This window comes from Stenotrophomonas rhizophila, from assembly GCF_000661955.1.
In the GTDB taxonomy this organism is placed as follows: Bacteria; Pseudomonadota; Gammaproteobacteria; order Xanthomonadales; family Xanthomonadaceae; genus Stenotrophomonas; species Stenotrophomonas rhizophila.
On record NZ_CP007597.1, the window covers coordinates 225868 to 241157 of the forward strand.

11 protein-coding genes and 1 tRNA gene are annotated in these 15290 nt (G+C 69.5%); 7 read left to right on the forward strand and 5 right to left on the reverse strand.

All coding sequences use genetic code 11. The features are described 5' to 3' along the window. The first annotated feature begins 8 nt into the window (after positions 1–8). Genes DX03_RS00930 through DX03_RS00950 form a run of 5 tightly spaced genes read left to right on the forward strand, consistent with a single transcriptional unit; the run spans position 9 to position 5544 of the window. Complete coding sequence (locus DX03_RS00930; RefSeq protein WP_038685715.1) at positions 9–1811, forward strand: DUF2341 domain-containing protein; 1803 nt, start codon at positions 9–11, stop codon at positions 1809–1811. An 11-nt stretch (positions 1812–1822) separates the two neighbouring features. After that, positions 1823–2236, forward strand: coding sequence for an ExbD/TolR family protein (locus DX03_RS00935; protein ID WP_038685716.1), 414 nt, complete (start codon positions 1823–1825; stop codon positions 2234–2236). Positions 2237–2240: 4 nt separating this feature from the next. Further along, a complete protein-coding gene (locus tag DX03_RS00940) occupies positions 2241–2930 on the forward strand; it encodes an energy transducer TonB family protein (protein ID WP_244880161.1) in 690 nt (229 codons plus the stop codon). Positions 2931–2979: 49 nt separating this feature from the next. After that, positions 2980–4710 (forward strand): putative porin, encoded by a 1731-nt coding sequence (locus DX03_RS00945; RefSeq protein ID WP_051598697.1) that lies wholly within the window; start codon positions 2980–2982, stop codon positions 4708–4710. A gap of 48 nt (positions 4711–4758) precedes the next feature. Continuing rightward, entirely contained in the window at positions 4759–5544 is a 786-nt protein-coding gene (locus tag DX03_RS00950; protein ID WP_081797110.1) for a SapC family protein, read from the forward strand. A gap of 891 nt (positions 5545–6435) precedes the next feature. Here DX03_RS00950 and DX03_RS00960 read toward each other — a convergent pair. Continuing rightward, positions 6436–6870 carry a hypothetical protein gene (locus DX03_RS00960; protein ID WP_038691696.1) on the reverse strand — a complete coding sequence of 145 codons (435 nt, stop codon included), beginning with the start codon at positions 6868–6870 and terminating at the stop codon, positions 6436–6438. Positions 6871–6988: 118 nt separating this feature from the next. Next, positions 6989–7065: transfer RNA gene (locus DX03_RS00965), tRNA-Arg, on the reverse strand. 155 nt (positions 7066–7220) lie between these two features. Between DX03_RS00965 and ubiA the strand changes: the two genes are divergently transcribed. Further along, on the forward strand, positions 7221–8114 hold the full coding sequence (ubiA, locus tag DX03_RS00970; protein WP_038685718.1) for a 4-hydroxybenzoate octaprenyltransferase: 894 nt from the start codon (positions 7221–7223) through the stop codon (positions 8112–8114). A gap of 214 nt (positions 8115–8328) precedes the next feature. Beyond that, on the forward strand, positions 8329–9753 hold the full coding sequence (locus tag DX03_RS00975) for a short-chain fatty acid transporter (RefSeq protein ID WP_185753423.1): 1425 nt from the start codon (positions 8329–8331) through the stop codon (positions 9751–9753). A 185-nt stretch (positions 9754–9938) separates the two neighbouring features. Here DX03_RS00975 and DX03_RS00980 read toward each other — a convergent pair whose 3' ends face one another. From DX03_RS00980 to DX03_RS00990, 3 genes are all read right to left on the reverse strand, one after another. Next, entirely contained in the window at positions 9939–12827 is a 2889-nt protein-coding gene (locus DX03_RS00980; RefSeq protein WP_038685720.1) for a type I restriction endonuclease, read from the reverse strand. A gap of 213 nt (positions 12828–13040) precedes the next feature. Next, positions 13041–14564, reverse strand: coding sequence for an HsdM family class I SAM-dependent methyltransferase (locus tag DX03_RS00985; protein WP_038685721.1), 1524 nt, complete (start codon positions 14562–14564; stop codon positions 13041–13043). Continuing rightward, entirely contained in the window at positions 14561–15157 is a 597-nt protein-coding gene (locus DX03_RS00990; protein ID WP_038685722.1) for a restriction endonuclease subunit S, read from the reverse strand. The genes DX03_RS00985 and DX03_RS00990 overlap by 4 nt, the downstream gene beginning before the upstream one ends. Between the last annotated feature and the right edge of the window lie 133 nt (positions 15158–15290).

Sequence of the window (15290 nt, forward strand, 5' to 3'; positions counted from 1 at the left end):
TATTTCCCATGCAACGCCTTCTTGCCCTGTTGTTGTTCTGCCTGAGCATGTGCACGCTCGGCACCGCCCGTGCCGATACCCCGTGGTGGCAGGCCGACTGGAAGTACCGCAAGCCCATCACCGTGGACGCCGGCCCCAACGGCGCCGCGCTCGGCGGCAACCTCGGCCGCACCCCCGTGCTGGTGCGCCTGCACACCGGCAACTTCGCCTTCGACGGCGTGGCCGACGGCGGCAGCGACATCCGCTTCATCGGTGCCGACGGCCGCACCGTGCTCAACCACCAGGTGGAGCAGTACGACGCCAGCCTGGGCATGGCCCTGATCTGGGTGGACGTGCCGGCCATCAGCGGCACCGCACCGCAGACCCTGTGGATGTACTACGGCAACGCCGGTGCACCGGCGGCCGGCAACGGCCAGCGCGTGTTCGACCCGGACTACAGCGCCGTGTACCACTTCGCCGAAGGCAACGAGCCGCGCGACACCACCGCCTACGTCAACCACCCCAGCGGCCCGTTCAAGGCCGCCGACGGCGCCATCATCGGGCGCGGTGCGCAGTTGGCCGGCCAGCCGCTGCACCTGCCCGGTTCGCCGTCGCTGGCCATCGCCGCCAACGGCGCGATGACCGTCTCGGCCTGGATCAAGCCGGCCCAGCTCGGCCCGGACCAGGCCGTCTACAGCCGCCGCGAAGGCGACAACGTGCTGATCATCGGCCTCGACAACGGCGTGCCCTACGTGCGCGTCAACCAGCAGCGCAGCCAACCGGTGCCGGCGCTGGCGGCGGGGCAGTGGGCGCATCTGGCGGTAACTGCCAGCGATGGCGCGGTGGTGCTGTACGTGGGCGGCCGCGAGGCCACCCGTATCGAGGCCAGCCTGCCGGCGCTGGCCGGTGAGGCGCTGCTGGGCGCCGACGTGGCCCCGGCCGCGGGCGCCACCGCAGCAGTGGCCATGGCCCAGCCGTTCCTGGGCGACATCGACGAAGTGCGCGTGTCCAAGGTGGCCCGCCCGGCCACCCAGCTGCTGGCCGACGCCAGTGCGCAGGGCGCCGAATCGCGCCTGGTTGCCTTCGGCGAAGACGAACAGTCCGCCGGCGTCAGCCACTTCGGTTTCATCCTCAAGGCGATGCCGGTCGACGCCTGGGTGGTGGTGGCCATGCTCGGCCTGATGCTGCTGCTGTCGTGGGCCATCATGATCACCAAGAGTCGCTACTTCGGCATCGTCGCCAAGGCCAACGAAGCCTTCACCGTGCAGTACCGCAAGGTCACCGGCGCACCGGTGGCCTCGCTGCAGGCACTGGAACGCACCGGCACGCTGGCCCCGCAGATCCGCGAGAGCTCCACCCTGTGGCGCCTGTACCGCATCGCGATGGAAGAAATGGACGGGCGCGGCTCGCACCACCACGGCCTCACCGCGGCGGCCATCACCTCCATCCGCGCCTCGATGGACGCCGAAGTCACCCGTGAAACCGAGCGCATGTCCAAGCGCATGAACTGGCTGTCCACCACCATCGAAGGTGCGCCGTACATCGGCCTGTTCGGCACGGTGATCGGCATCATGCTGGTGTTCGTGGTGGCCGCGATGGCCGGTGCGGTGGACATCAACTCCGTTGCGCCCGGCATGGCCGCCGCGCTGCTGTGTACCGCGGCCGGCCTGGGCGTAGCGATCCCGGCGTTGTTTGGCTACAACTGGCTGGCCTCGCGTGCCGAAGCCATTGCCGCGGACATGTCGGTGTTCGTTGACGAGTTCACCGCGCGCCTGGCCGAAGAGTTCGACCGCAGCGCACCGGCCGCCGTCGCGCGTCCGGTCCAGGCCTGAGGCGCACGACCATGGCCAGGGCAAAACGGTTCGGCATCAAGAAGCGCGAAAAGGGCATCAACGTCACCCCGTTCGTCGACGTGCTGCTGGTGGTGCTGGTGATCTTCATCCTCACCAGCAACGCCTCCATTCCGGGAATCCAGGTCAACCTGCCCAAGGCCAGTTCCAGCATGGCGCTGGAAAAGCCGAAGACCAAGGCGATCACCGTCGACAACGCCGGGCAGATCTTCCTCGACGCCTACCCGGTGAGCCTGGCCGAGCTGGAAGACCGCCTGCGCACCGAAAAGGCACTCACCCCCGACTTCCCGGTGATCGTGCGCGGCGACGCCCAGGTGCAGTACGCACGCGTGGTGGAGGTTCTCGACCTGCTGCGCCGGATCGACCTCAACCAGGTTGGCCTGGTGACCGGCAAACCACAGGGGTGATGGCGTGACTGCACTCAATCCCCGTGCGCAGGGCGCGGCCGGTTGGCAGCGCTGGTGGCCGCTGGCCGCGCTGCTGGCCGGCATCGCGCTGCTCGCGCTGCTGGCATGGCTGCTGCTGTTCAAGGACACCGCCAGTACCCGCCGCCCGCAGGTGGAGGTGCCGATGGTGATGCTGCCCCCACCGCCGCCCCCGCCACCGCCGGAACCCGAGCCCGAACCCGAACCCAAGCCCGAAGAGGTCATGCCCGAACCGGAGCCGCTGGACGAGGTGCCCAAGCCCACCGAGGAAGCGCCCACCCCGGACACCGCCGACCCGGTGACCATGGACGCCACCGCGCAGGCCGGTACCGACAGTTTCGGCATCCAGTCCGGCAGCGGCGGTGGCCGCAGTGGCACCGGCGGCGGCGGCGCTGGCAACGGCACGTACGGGCGCTACCTGGGCTACGTGCTGCAGCAGGCCGTCGCACGCGACGAGCAGGTTCGCCGGCTGTCGTTCCAGCTCACCGTCAACATCTGGCTGGACCCGACCGGTGCGGTCACGCGGGTGGAACTGCTGCGTGGCAGCGGCAATCCCGAGGCCGACGAACGCGTGCTGCAGGCCATCCGCGCGGTGGGCCGCATCGACGAGCGCCCGCCGGCGTCGCTGGATTTCCCGGCGCGCGTGCTGGTGCAAGGCCGGCGCCCGGCCGGCTAGGCGCGGCCGCCTCCTTCTTCCCGACTTTCCTTTTTCTGCGAGCAAGCTGATGACCCGTTCAACCTATTCCGCCGCGCTGCTGGGCCTGCGCCGTTCCGCCCTCGCCGCCGGTGTCGTGCTGGTGCTGGCCAGCGGCGCCGCCCATGCCCAGGACGGCAGCGGCGAAAGCACGATGATCAAGCTGATCCGTGGCCTGATCGACAGCGGCGCGCTCAAGCCCGAGGCGGGCCAGGCGCTGCTGCTGGAAGCCCAGCGCGAAGCGGCCGTGGCACGCCCGGCAGCCGCGGCCGGCGCCATCGCCGCGCAACCCGGCGACGTGCGCGTGCCGTACATCCCGCAGACCGTGCGCGATGAGATCCGCGAGGAGCTCAAGACCAGCGTGATGGCCCAGGCCAAGGCCGAAGGTTGGGCCGCACCGGACCAGGTGCCCGACTGGACCCAGCGCCTGCGCGTGCAGGGCGACGTGCGCGTGCGCAATGAAAGCCGCCTGTATTCGGACCGCAACAGCGACATCGAAGTGGATTGGGCGCGGATCAACGCCGGCAACGGTTACGACGTCAACGGCAACACCAACCTGGGCCTGCCGCCGCTGCGCAACACCCGCGAAGACCGCAACAATTCCTGGCGCATCCGCGCGCGCCTGGGCGTGGTGGCCGAGCTGGGCGAGCACACCCGTGCCGGCGTGCGCCTGGCCACCGGCAACGACAACGGCCCGGTGTCGTCCACCCAGACCCTGGGCGGCGGCCTGGCCAAGAAGGACGCCTGGCTCGACCAGGCCTGGCTGTCCTACACACCGGTGCAGGGCCTGGACATCATCGGCGGCCGCTTCGGCAACCCGTACTGGTCCACCGACACGCTGTTCTCCAACGACCTCAACTTCGACGGCCTGGCCTTCAAGTACGCCTACCCGCTGGGTGGCGAGGGGCTGTCGCTGTTCGCCACGCTGGGCCTGACCCCGCTGGAGTACTCGTCCGACGGTTTCCCCAACACCAGCCAGACCAAGATGAAGAGCGAGAACAAGTGGCTCAACGGCGTGCAGGTCGGCGCCGACTGGCAGTTCGGCGACCAGCAGAAGCTGCGCGCCGCAGTGGGCTACTTCGACTTCCGCAACATCGCCGGCGAATACTCCCAGCCCTGCGCGCTGTACGCCGGTGCCGACCACTGCAGCAGCGACTGGTCGCGCCCGACGTTCATGCAGAAGGGCAACACGCTGATGCTGCTGCGGAACATCGCGCTCGATCCGCTCGACCCGGCCAACACCCCGATGCCGCAGTACGTGGGCCTGGCCTCCGAGTTCGAACTGCTGGACCTCAACCTGGCCTGGGAAACCCCCACCTTCGCCGGTTACGCGCTGCGCGTGGAAGGCCATGGCATCAAGAACCTCGCCTTCGACCGCAACCGCATGTGGTCGCGCGCGCAGGGCGGCGTCGTCACCAACCTGGGCGCGGCTGCCAACGGCGTGGCCGGCCCGCAGGACATCCAGAGCGGTGACATGGCCTACATGGCGCAGGCCACCTTCGGCCAGCTGGCGCTCAAGCAGGCCGGCGACTGGAACGTGTGGCTGGGCTACAAGCGCCTGGATGCCGATGCGCTGCCCGACGCCTACAACGATTCCAACTTCCACCTGGGCGGCACCAATGCCAAGGGCTACTACCTGGGCAGCTCCTACATGTTCGACAAGAACGTGTGGCTGACCGGCCGCTGGATGGCGGCCAAGGAAGTCACCGGCGCGCCGCAGTCCATCGACGTCTTCCAGCTGGAAGTGAACGCTGGCTTCTGACCTGTTGGCCGGTGCACCCGCGCCGGCCGTTTCCCTGCTGGATACCCCATGACCACTGACGACACCCTGCACACGCTGCCTGACGCGCCCGACCAGACCGCGCCCGATGCCATCGAAGCCGACGCCGCCGCACCGGCCTCCCCGCCGCTGTACCGCACCCCGGTGGTGCTCTCTTCGCACGACCACGCGCACTGGCGCCTGCTGCCCGGCGACGCCGCGTTCGCCGCCGCCAGCCACGCCGTTCCGCTGGTCATCGGCGAATTCGCCGCGGCCGCCCGCGATTACCCGCTGGTGTTCGTCGGCGCCGACGCCGCCCCGGTGGCCGTGCTCGGCCTGCAGGCCGAACACAACCGCTTCGTGGTCGCCGACCACTGGCAAACCGGCACCTACGTGCCCGCGTATGTGCGCCGCTACCCGTTCGTGTTCGCCCGCACCACCGACCCGGACGGCCACGTGCTGGCCATCGACGCCGACGCCCCGATGCTGCGCACCAGTGGCGACGAAGGCCAGCCCCTGTTCGACACCGACGGCCAGCCCAGCGCGCTCACCCGCCAGGCCCTGGCGTTCTGCGAGGCGTTCACCCGCGACGCCACCGCCACGGCCGCCTTCAGCGCCGCGCTGGTCACCGCCGGCGTGCTGGTGGAGCGCCAGGCCGACGTCGTGCATCCCGACGGCCGCCAGTCCAGCCTGCTCGGCTTCCAGCTGATCGACGCCGAACGCTTCGCCGCACTCCCCGACGCCACCGTGCTGGCCTGGCACCGCCAAGGCTGGTTGGCGCTGGTGCATTTCCACATGGCCTCGCTGGCCCGCTTCAAGGACCTGCTCACCGCCTGACCGTTTCAACCGGGACACCGGACAGAACAACGACACGGACGTCGTGGACCGCACACGCGGTTCGCCACTGCCAGGCAGGTGGGAAGACCTCGCCCTGGCCCCGGCAGTCTGTCCGGTACCCGACCCTCGTTCCCTCTACGCGCGCTCCCGGTAGAGCCACCCCAAGGGTGGCTGCACGAAATCTCCCCCAAACTCCAAAACGCACCCACGGCATGGCCCAACCGTGGTTTCCCCATTCGCTACCTGCCACCCTGGGGTACGGGGGCCGTCCCAGAAGCGCGCGCGGTCGCGCAGTCTGCTATCACCGACGTCATCACGCCCTTCCCGGCGACATCCACCACATCGAAGCAGCTGCCGAACACGCGCTTCTGTGCCTCCCCCTGCTTGCCTGGCGTGCCCGGCGTATACCCCGACACAACCACCTCATAGCGCGTCCCCACCCGTAATGCAGGGGCGGACGCGTCCCCGTGACCATAAACAAGGCACTGGCTGGGCGGCAGCGCAGGTTCGGCAGTTCCCGACCGCAGGAAGATGTGCTCCCACACGGGTACGCCTCCCGCGCCACTGGCTCTTACCGACACTCTTGCAATGATCGGCGCGGTGGTGCGTGTTTCCCGCGTGTCAGGCACCCCAAAACAAGGCACGCCATCGCGATCCTGGATCGTCGCGGGCTGGTAGCGCCCCGGTGGCGATGCACCGCTGGCCATCATCGGCAGAAGAAGGCCCAGCAGGGCCACGGGCAGTTGCATTCGCATCATCGGATCGTCCTCGGAAGATCATCTTTGCTGCTGTGGTCGGCAAAGAGCGCGGAGGTGGAGCCACCCCACGGGTGGCTGCAAGCAACCCCACCCAAACTCCAAAACGCACGCACGGCACATCACTACCGCCGCCTCATCCCCACCAGAACCACAGCGCCTGCGTGCCCTGGCCCAGGCTGTAATCGCCTCGACCCGCGGCAACATCCACCACGCCCTGTCGAAGCGCGCCCGTCGCGGCCTTTCCCAGCCGCAGCGTGGCGCGCGCGCCGTCCACATCCCACTGCCAGAACGCCACATCCTCATCCACCGTCAGCCGTAACGTTGCCGGTGCGTCCCACCGCGCATCGCGGTTGTTCGGCACGGCCAGCTGCGCCGGGCTGGGTGGAGAGAGCTGCAGCGTCCGTGTCGCGCCCGTACCGTCCAGCGCCAGCGCATCCAACAACGCCAGCATCGACGCGCAGCCGGCGGCATCGGCGCCGATATGCCAGCCCGGATAGTTGCGCAGGTTCTCCCGATAACGCCAGAGCGACACGGTGCCGTGGTGGTGCCACGCATGGGATCGTTTCATGGCCGAAGTGTCCCAGAAACGCGGGCCGTCCACGCTGGGCTGCAGGTATCGCAATGGCTGCGACGCAGGGCAGGGTTCTGGATGTTCAGGGGGGGGGCGATGGGCCACAAGGCAAGGATGGTGCGCCCGGAGGGATTCGAACCCCCGACCAATGGCTTCGGAAGCCACTACTCTATCCGGCTGAGCTACGAGCGCGTTGTGTCCTGCAGTCCCGGGCGCCGATGCGGGCCGCCGTACGCCTTGATGGCGCGGGACGAGCATTCTAGCGGTAAACGCGGCGCAGGTCTGCCCCCCGTTCAATTGCCCGGCACGGCAACGCTCGCGGCGGGGCTTGGCGGTATCCTTTGCGCATGGCTTACGAACGTTTTGAAGCCCCCGACGGTCCCGCACCGTCGCGTTGGGGCCAGTACTGGAAACTGATGCGCGCCGATCGCCCGATCGGCACCCTGCTGCTGCTGTGGCCCACCTGGTGGGCATTGTGGCTGGCCGCCGGTGGCCTGCCGCCGCTGTGGACCCTGTTCGTGTTCAGTGCCGGGGTCTGGCTGACGCGTTCGGCCGGCTGCGTCATCAACGACTACGCCGACCGCTGGCTGGACCCGCACGTCAAGCGCACCAAGGACCGCCCGCTGGCCAGTGGCCGGGTGTCCGGGCGCGAGGCGCTGCTGCTGTTCGCCGGGCTGATGCTGGTGGCCTTCGCGCTGGTGCTCACCCTGAACCGGCTGACCATTGGCTTGAGCTTCATCGGCATCTTCCTGGCCGCCAGCTACCCCTACCTCAAGCGCTACACCCACCTGCCGCAGGTGTACCTGGGCATGGCCTTCGGCTGGGGCATCCCGATGGCGTTCGCCGCCGTGCAGGGCGAGGTGCCGGTGGTGGGCTGGCTGCTGTATGGCGCCAACATCCTGTGGTCCACCGCCTACGACACCTGGTACGCCATGGTGGACCGCGACGACGACCTCAAGATGGGCTCCCATTCCACGGCCATCCTGTTCGGCGACCTGGACCTGGTCATCCAGGGCATCCTGTTCACCCTGTTCCTGGGCACCATGAGCCTGGTGGGCCTGCGCGCCGGCCTGGGCGCGGCGTACTGGATGTCGGTGGGCGTGGCCGCGCTGTTGATCGCCTACCAGTTCATGATCTGCCGCAAACGCGAGCGCGATGCCTGCTTCAAGGCCTTCCTGCACAACAACTGGGTGGGCGCCACCCTGTTCGCCGGTATCGCCGCGGCCCTGGCGTTCCATTAAAGCGCCCCGACCAACGGTCGGGGCCTACCGATCGGTAACGGTGCCCATGCCCCGGTAGTGCCGGCCGCTGGCCGGCTCCCGACCATCCCGAGGAACCGCCCCGCAGCCGTCACCCCGCACCGCGCACCTCGCCCCTACGACCAATAGGCGACTGACAGCCCGCCACCCAACCCACACACTGCTCCCCATCTGAATCACCTGGGAGGGTAGGGCGATGGCCACGTCGACAGCAGCACAAGACGGTTGGATGGCGCGCGCAGCACTGCGCTCGGCCGCGTGGGCGGAAAAATGGTTCCCCGACGCCTACGTGTTCGCCGTGCTCGGCGTGGTCATCGTGGCGGCGGCCGCCATCGGCTTCGGCGCCACCCCGCAGGCCACCGCCAGCGCCTTCGGCGAAGGCTTCTGGAGCCTCATCCCCTTCACCATGCAGATGGCCTTCGTGGTCATCGGCGGCTACGCCCTGGCCACCGCGCCCATTGTGGCGCGCTTCATCGACCAGCTGGCGCGGGTGCCGCGCACCGGCCGTGGCGCGGTGGTGTACGTAGGCCTGGTGAGCATGCTGGCCTCGCTGCTCAGCTGGGGCTTCTCGCTGGTGTTTGGCGGCTTGCTGGTGCGCGCGCTGGCGCGACGTGAGGACCTGAAGATGGACTACCGCGCCGCCGGTGCCTCGGCCTACCTGGGCCTGGGCGCGGTGTGGGCGATGGGCCTGAGTTCCTCGGCCGCCCAGCTGCAGGCCAACCCGGCCAGCATGCCGCCGGGGCTGGTGGAGATCACCGGGGTGCTGCCCTTCACCGAAACCATCTTCCTGTGGCAGTCCATCGCGCTGACCGCCGCGTTGATCCTGGTGTCGCTGCTGATCGCCTGGCTCACCGCGCCTGGCCCGGCCACCGCCCGCACCGCACGGGACTTCGACGGCGCCGCCCAGGCCGAGCCGGAACCGCTGCAGCCGCGCACCCGCCCGGGCGAGTGGCTGGAATACAGCCCGATGCTCACCGTGCTGCTTTCGCTGCTGGCGTTTGGCTGGTTGTTTGGCGAATTTGCCAACAAGCCGCTGGTGAGCGCCATCGCCAACCTCAACACCTACAACTTCCTGTTCATTTCGCTGGGCCTGCTGCTGCACTGGCGCCCGCGCAGCTTCCTCAACGCCGTGGCCAAAGCCGTGCCCAGCACCACCGGCGTGCTGATCCAGTTCCCGCTGTACGGCGGCATCGCCATGATCCTCACCCACGCGGTGGGCAGCGGCGACGAGACCTTGGCCCACCGGTTGTCCAGCCTGTTCGTGCACATCGCCACTGCCGACACCTTCGCCCTGGTCATGGGCGTGTACTCGGCGGTGCTGGGCTTCTTCGTGCCCTCTGGCGGCGGCAAGTGGATCATCGAAGCGCCGTATGTGATGCAGGCTGCCAATGAGCTCAAGGCCCACCTGGGCTGGGCGGTGCAGGTATACAACGCTGCCGAAGCGCTGCCCAACCTGATCAACCCGTTCTGGATGCTGCCGCTGCTGGGCGTACTGGGGTTGAAGGCGCGTGACATTGTGGGCTTCACCTTCATCCAGCTGCTGGTGCATATCCCGTTGGTGCTGGGGTTGTTGTGGCTGCTGGGCATGACGCTGACTTACGTGCCGCCGGTCATGCCGTAGCGGCAGCGGGGCAGAGCCCCGCTCTACGAGGTGGGTGGCCATGCCCGTAGAGCCGGGCTCTGCCCGGCTGCTTTGGATCAACGGCAGCGGGGCAGAGCCCCGCTCTACGAGGTGGGTGGGCATGCCCGTAGAGCCGGGCTCTGCCCGGCTGCTTTGGATCAACGGCAGCGGGGCAGAGTCCCGCTCTACGTGGGGGCAGGTGCGGTGTCGGCCAGCAGCGTTGGCAACTGTGCCAACACCGCCTCGCAATGCGCGGGCGACAGCACCGCTGCCAGTGCCGGGGCCAGCCGGCGTTGCAGGTCGGCCAGCGCCAGGTGCGGCGCGCGGGGCTGTGCCGCATGTGCTGCGCCGATGGCGCTGTGCAGCTGTTCGGCCACCGCATGATGCAGCTGCCGCTGCGCGGTGTTTTTCGGCGCACCCAAGGTGCGTACCAGTACCCCACGGCAGGCCAGTTGCACCCGTGTCGCACTGCCGGCTGCGGGAAAATCCAGCGCACGGCCGCGCAGCACCTGCAATGCCTGCAGCGCCTGCAGGCAATGCAACCGCTCGGCAGGCGGACGCGGTGTGGCCAGCAGTCCCCGCAGCTGCCGTTGCAGTTGCAGCCGTGCGGCGGCCCCCATCGTGCTGGTTTCCAGCTGATGGCGCAGCAGGCTGTGCAACGCATCCGCCTCATGGCGTGGGTTGGCTGGCAGCGTGTCCATTGCGCCAAGGTAGTCCCACCCCGCATCACGCACCTCCGGCGCCCGTTCGCGCGCCCAATGGCGAATGCGCACATCTTCGTCCCCACTCAGATGCGCCTCGCACGCCTCGGCAGCCACCGCATCGCGTAGCAGCGAACAGAAATGCAGGTCATACCGGTAACGCTGCTGCGGTGTATCCGCTTCGGCTCCACTGCCCTCGCCGGGCAGCGCCAGCATTGCGGCCTGCAACTGCTGGCCGAAGCCGGTCACGCGCTGGTGCAGGCAACGCCGACGCAGGCGGTGCACGTCGCGCTCCTGCCCGTGCGCATCCACGCCCCATCGCGGCCCCACGTGCGCGCGGCAGGCATGGAAATCCGCGCTACCGGTGGGTGGCAGCAACGCCCGCAGGCGGCGGTGCTGGCGCGATAGCCCGGCCTGCACTTGCTGCAACGGCAGCGGGGCCCATCCATCTGCCTCGCCGTGTTGCCAAGGTGCTGGCACACCCGGCAGATGCACCAGCCACGCGCAGTGCTTGTGCAGGTGCGGGCGGTTGAGCAGGGTCAGTATCCGCGCCAACCCCGCGCTGTCCACTGCCGTGTCCAGGTAGGCCAGCGCCATCCGCGCATCCAGGTAGGGCAGGGCGTGCGGGTCGCTGGCAATCAGCAGTTGCGCCTGCTGCTGCGCCGCGCTGGCCCGCCCGCACCCGGGGCCGACCATCGCGCTGTGCACCGCGCCGTCCCTGGCAAAGGCACGCTGGTACCGGCGCATGGTGTCGGCATCGTGCACCAGCAGCACCGCGCGCAGGTTCCGTTCGGTGTGCTGCAAGGTATCGCGCAGGTGCTGGGCGATGGTGGACGCCCAGCGGCCGCTGGGCGGCGCGGCGGGCTCAACCAGAAGCGTGGCCCCGCGCTTGGCTTTCTGCCGCCGCGGTGGGGTGGGCTGCAGCGCATGGTGGTACACCGGCGCCAACAGGCCATCGGCGATGGCATCGGCATTGCTGCACGCAAACAGCAGCGGCTCGCTCGCTACGCTCGTCACCGCTTCCGGCGGCGGGCCGTTGCCCAGCCACAGCCACCCGGCGCGCGGCAGCCGCTCACGCGCGCGTTCCACCCACGCCGGCTGGCCGGCCTGCAGGTGGGCGTCCACCAGCAGAATCAGGTCGTCACCGTCATGCCCGGCGTCGCGGCGGCGCAGCCAGGCCTGCAGCGTGCCCGGCGTGGTCTGCAGGGTGCAGCCGCGCCCGTCGGCCATGAAGGCCGCCAGCCGCCGCCCGGGCGACACCGGCAGTTCGCCCCGCCTGCCCGCCTGGGGTGCAGCGGCAGGGTGCTGTTGCACCCGCAACACCCGGCAGTGGCGTAACCACGGGTCGCGCTGCACCTGCTGCACCAACCAGTGCCACGTAAGCGCCATGCCGGCGCCCGCTGCCAGCCGCAGGTGTCCACGCCCCCGGCAGCCCTGCGCGTCGATACGCCGCAACTGCGCCAGCCCGGCCTGCACCGCGAAGAACTGCGCCGCCCGCGCGATACGTGGCTGGCCGTCCGCACCCGTGTGCATGAAACCCCGCAGCAGCGCCAACACCCGCGCCGGCGCCGCCACGCCGGCCAGCAACGGCGCGTGCACCGCGCGCAGCCAGCGGCCATTGGCCTCGGCAGCGCCGGTCCGGGGCATGGACACGGTATCGCGCAGCTGCTGCACGGCGTCCGGGTTCCAGCCCTGCTCGCGCCACCGCACCCAGCCGCCAGCGGGTGCGCCGCTGCCCGCATAGCGCCCGCCGCGCCGGTCCAGCGCCAGCAGCAATGGCGGGCTGCACGCATTGCCGCGGGTGCGCACCTGCCGGTAGTGCAAGGCAATGGCCGCCGCATCCCGGCCCCAGCGCGCCTGCCCATCGCGCTCCACGCACAGCAGCCGCAGCAAGGGCAGCCCGTTGACGTAGCCCATCAGCACATCAATCCGTGGCGCCGCATCCAGCAGCGGCTGGCCCTCGTCACGCGCGCTGGCGATGTCCCATTGGTTGTTCAGCGGTTCGGCCCAATCCACCAGCGGCACCGTGGCCCGCACAGTGCGGCCATCTGGCAGCCGCTGCGCTACGCATACCCCGTTGCGCAGCGCGACCAGCAGGGCGTCGTTGCCTGCCTGTGAGCCGCGCCGCAGCGGGCCTTGGGTTACGGCGGCCAGCACCTGCGCAATGCCGTCCGCATCCAGCGGCCACCTCTCCCCGTGCGCCTCAAAGCGCAGCTGTTGCAGGTACTGCCGCAAACGACCGTCCAGCAGCATGCTGCCGTTATCGCCGCGCAGGGAACAACGCCGGTTCGGCGCCAGGTACTGCCAGCCCAGGCGCTGCAACCAGCCCAAGGTGGAGCGGGTTACCACCCCGCGCACCGGTGCGCGGCTCATGACAGCGCGCCTTGCAGCGGAAAACGGCACAGCGGCGGCATGGCGAAGCAGAAGGTTCGATAGCGCATGCCCGCAGTCTGGCGCAGCCGCTACGCGCCACGCCGTGTGCACCATTCCGTTTCCTGCACATCACCTGCACCGCGCGGTGAACAGTTTCAATGCCCCGAAGCATGCACATAGCGTGCGCCGATCAATCCGGCATGCGCCGCAATGTCAGCCCGCTTTCGCTGGCCGCTCTTCCAGCGCTGCCAGATCGCCGTCCAGTGCCTGCTCCAACGCGCCCAAGCGCGAACGCAGCCGCGCACGCTGCCCACGCAGCGCCTCCAGCGTGGGCATCTGGGTGTGCTCGCCCGGCTGCACATAGCGCGCAATGCTCAGGTTGCTGCCCTGCAAGGCCAGCATCTGCGGCGTCGCCAGACAGGCCACACCGGCCACATCCTCGCGACGGCGGCACAGCGCCAGCACCTGCTCTGCAGCGTCCTGGTCCAGGCGAGGGCCACGTTTGGTGGCCGGCTGCAGCTGGCGCGCGTCCACAAACAGCACGTTCTCGTCGTCGCGCATCGCGCGCAGCACCAGCAGGGCGGTCGCCACCGGGCTGCCCGCAAACAGCCGATCGGGCAGGCCGACCACGGCCTCAATCAGGTTGGCGTCCAGCAGGCTGCGGCGAATCAACGCTTCCTCGCCATCGCGGAACAGCACCCCGTGCGGCACCACCATCGCAATGCGCCCGGTGTGCCGGTCCATCGTTCTCACCATGTGCTGCAACAGCGCCAGATGGCCCCACTGGCGTGGCGGCATGCCATGCACAAAACGCTGGTGCGTATCGCGGATGCCGCGCTCGGGCGACCACGCCAGCGCAAACGGCGGGCGCGTGAGCTGCACGTGGAACCGCCGCAGCTCCCCGGTGGCATCCACCAGGGCGTCGTGCAGCAGCGGCATGCCCGCATGCACCGCGTGGTTGTCTTCGCCATGCAACAACAGGCGCAGGCGCGCACACGCCCAGGCGGCGTCGCTCTCTTCCTGGCCCAGCAACTGGTGCCGGCGTGCGCCGTGGGTGGTGCGCGCCCAGCGGCTGGCCGCCAGCAGCAGGCTGCCGTGGTGGCAGGCCACATCGCAGATGGTTTCGTCTTCGCGCGGGTCCATCAGCCCGGCCATCAGCCAGCCCAGCGGGTCGGGCACGTGGGCCACGGGCGCGGGGCTGCGGCGGGGCTGGCTGCGCTCCAGCAGGCGGTCCACCGCTTGCCCGATGTCGGCCCGGTAGGTGCCGCGCAGGGGGCGGAAGTCCAGCGCCGGCACTGTCATGCGGCCCAGCACGCGGGAGAGCGCCACATCGCGGTGCTCGGCATCGCGCGGCCAGCCATCGTGCAGGCGCAGCACATCGAACACCTCGGCAAGCGTGGCGCGGTTGGCCTGGGTGAGCTGCTGCAGCGCGGTGGTGATGCGGCGGTCATTGCCGGGGGCGAAACGCTGGCGGAACAGCAGCTCAAAGCGCGCCTCGGGCGGGACTACCAGCAGCTGCGCCCCGGGCGCGGTGGGCGGCCAGTGCAGCGGCGCGCCGTAGGTTTGGTCCGGGTCCTGCGCGGCGGCGTCGGTGTCGCTGGCAATCTTGAGCAGCAACAGCGCCAACAGCAGGTAAGTGGCCGCGTTGGCATCGGCGGCGTCGTTGAGGGGTTCGCGCGCGGTGCTCAGCGCGGCGTGCGTGGCGTGTGCACCGGGCAGGCCCGCCATCATCTTCATACGCCACTCCCTTGCAACACCTGCTCGGCCACCACGGCAATCTCCTGTTGGCGAATGTGGATCAGCGCTTCCAGGCAGCGCTGTTCGGCCTGCGCTGCGCTGGCAATGCCCACAATGCGCCGCTGCTGCGCCACCGGCGGCACATGCACCGGCAACTGCGCCACCGCTGTTTTGCGCAGGCTCTGCTGGCGTGACCCGGCCGCCTGCTGGCGCAGGTAGGCTTGCGCCGCGCGCTGGTTCAACTGCCAGGCCAGGAAGGCCGGCAGCAAATCGGGCGTGCACACCCGCAGCACATACAGGTGCGGGCTGCACACCGTGGATTCTGGCGGGTTGTGCAGCAGCATCGCCAGCGGGTGATTGCCGCGCCCGGCGATCAGAACATCCTGATCCTGCACCCAGTCGGGCGGCTTGCGCGCACGCAGCGCGGTGCGCAGCAGGTGGTCGCGTTCCTGCAGCCCATCCTGGGCAAGATTCTTGAGTTGAATGACCTGCACCGGGCCCTCCGGCACGGCGGCAATGGCACCGCGAAAGGGGTGGCCCTGGCGGATGCTGGCCACGTCGCCAAGCAGGGCAATGCGCGTGAGAGTGTTCATGCGTGCACCATGCGTTCGGGTATGCAGAGGGTCAACCGAACAGGCGGGCAGCATTCGCGATGATGCGAAGTGGAGTGCGGTGGATGTGCGGAAGTGGGATGAAGCTCGCAGGGGGTCGCAGCTGGTGCGAACG